The sequence below is a fragment of the Streptococcus sp. NLN76 genome, from assembly GCF_015686645.1.
Lineage (GTDB): Bacteria > Bacillota > Bacilli > Lactobacillales > Streptococcaceae > Streptococcus.
This window is the reverse complement of sequence record NZ_JADPMS010000090.1, coordinates 1-2,103: the sequence shown is the minus strand read 5'-3', so window position 1 is coordinate 2,103 and position 2,103 is coordinate 1. Positions and strand designations below refer to the sequence as shown.

At 47.5% G+C, this 2,103-nt stretch carries 1 protein-coding gene; it reads left to right on the top strand.

Annotation, left to right across the window (positions count from 1 at the left end):
* Window positions 1–2,103 (top strand): DUF1542 domain-containing protein (locus I1A59_RS09325; RefSeq protein WP_196092480.1); only part of this gene is annotated, 2,103 nt, incomplete at both ends.

Sequence of the window (2,103 nt, the reverse complement as noted above, 5' to 3'; positions counted from 1 at the left end):
GATGCAGAAGCAACCAAAGCAAAAGACGCAGTAGATACAGCGAAGACAGATGCGGATGTAACGACGGCGAAGGATTCAGGAGTTGATGCGATTAAAGCAGAAAATCCAGATGCAGTAGCTAAGCCAGCAGCTAAGCAAGCCATCGATGACGCAGCAGCAGCGAAGAAAGCAGAGATCGACGGTCGTGATGACTTGACGAAGGAAGAGAAAGACGCAGCTAAGTCTGAGGTTGATGCAGAAGCAACCAAAGCAAAAGACGCAGTAGATACAGCGAAGACAGATGCGGATGTAACGACGGCGAAGGATTCAGGAGTTGATGCGATTAAAGCAGAAAATCCAGATGCAGTAGCTAAGCCAGTAGCTAAGCAAGCCATCGATGACGCAGCAGCAGCGAAGAAAGCAGAGATCGACGGTCGTGATGACTTGACGAAGGAAGAGAAAGACGCAGCTAAGGCGAAAGTTGATGCAGAAGCTATCAAAGCAAAAGACGCAGTAGATGCGGCTAAAACAGATGCGGATGTAACAGCGGCGAAGGATTCAGGAGTTGATGCGATTAAAGCAGAAAATCCATCTCCAGTAGCTAAGCCAGCAGCTAAGCAAGCCATTGATGACGCAGCAGTAACGAAGAAAGCAGAGATCGACGGTCGTGATGACTTGACGAAGGAAGAGAAAGACGCAGCTAAGTCTGAGGTTGATGCAGAAGCAACCAAAGCAAAAGACGCAGTAGATGCGGCTAAAACAGATGCGGATGTAACAGCGGCGAAGGATTCAGGAGTTGATGCGATTAAAGCAGAAAATCCATCTCCAGTAGCTAAGCCAGCAGCTAAGCAAGCCATTGATGACGCAGCAGTAACGAAGAAAGCAGAGATCGACGGTCGTGATGACTTGACGAAGGAAGAGAAAGACGCAGCTAAGTCTGAGGTTGATGCAGAAGCAACCAAAGCAAAAGACGCAGTAGATGCGGCTAAAACAGATGCGGATGTAACAGCGGCGAAGGATTCAGGAGTTGATGCGATTAAAGCAGAAAATCCATCTCCAGTAGCCAAGGGAGCGGCTAAAGCAGCTATTGACGAAGCTGCCCAAGCTAAGAAGTCTGAGATTGACGCTCGTCCTGATCTCACAGATGAAGAAAAAGCAACAGCTAAATCCGATGTTGATTCTAAAGCCACTGACGCGAAGAAAGCAATTGACGCTGCAACAACCAACGATGGCGTGACTTCCGCTAAAGATGCAGGAGTATCGGATATCAACTCAGTAAACCCATCTCCAGTAGCGAAGGATGCCGCTAAGAAAACGATCGATGAAGCTGCTCAAGCTAAGAAAGACGAGATAGATGCGCGCACTGATTTAACAGATGAAGAAAAAACCGCTGCTAAGTCTGTGGTAGATGCTAAAGCCACTCCCGCTAAGAAAGCCATCGATAACGCAACAACCAACGCTGGTGTATCATCTGCCAAAGACGCAGGCGTAACAGATATTAACTCAGTAAATCCATCTCCAGTAGCCAAGGAAGCGGCTAAAGCAGCTATTGACGAAGCTGCACAAGCTAAGAAAGACGAGATAGATGGGCGCACTGATTTAACAGATGAAGAAAAATTAACAGCTAAATCAGAAGTCGACTCTAAAGCGAATGAAGCTAAGAAAGCAATTGATGCTGCAACAACCAACGATGGTGTGACTTCCGCTAAAGATACAGGAGTATCGGATATCAACTCAGTAAACCCATCTCCGGTAGCCAAGGATGCCGCTAAGAAAGCGATCGATGATGCTGCAGCAGTGAAGAAAGCAGAGATCGACGGTCGTGATGACTTGACGAAGGAAGAGAAAGACGCAGCTAAGTCTGAGGTTGATGCAGAAGCAACCAAAGCAAAAGACGCAGTAGATACAGCGAAGACAGATGCGGATGTAACGACGGCGAAGGATTCAGGAGTTGATGCGATTAAAGCAGAAAATCCAGATGCAGTAGCTAAGCCAGTAGCTAAGCAAGCCATCGATGACGCAGCAGCAGCGAAGAAAGCAGAGATCGACGGTCGTGATGACTTGACGAAGGAAGAGAAAGACGCAGCTAAGTCTGAGGTTGATGCAGAAGCAACCAAAGCAAAA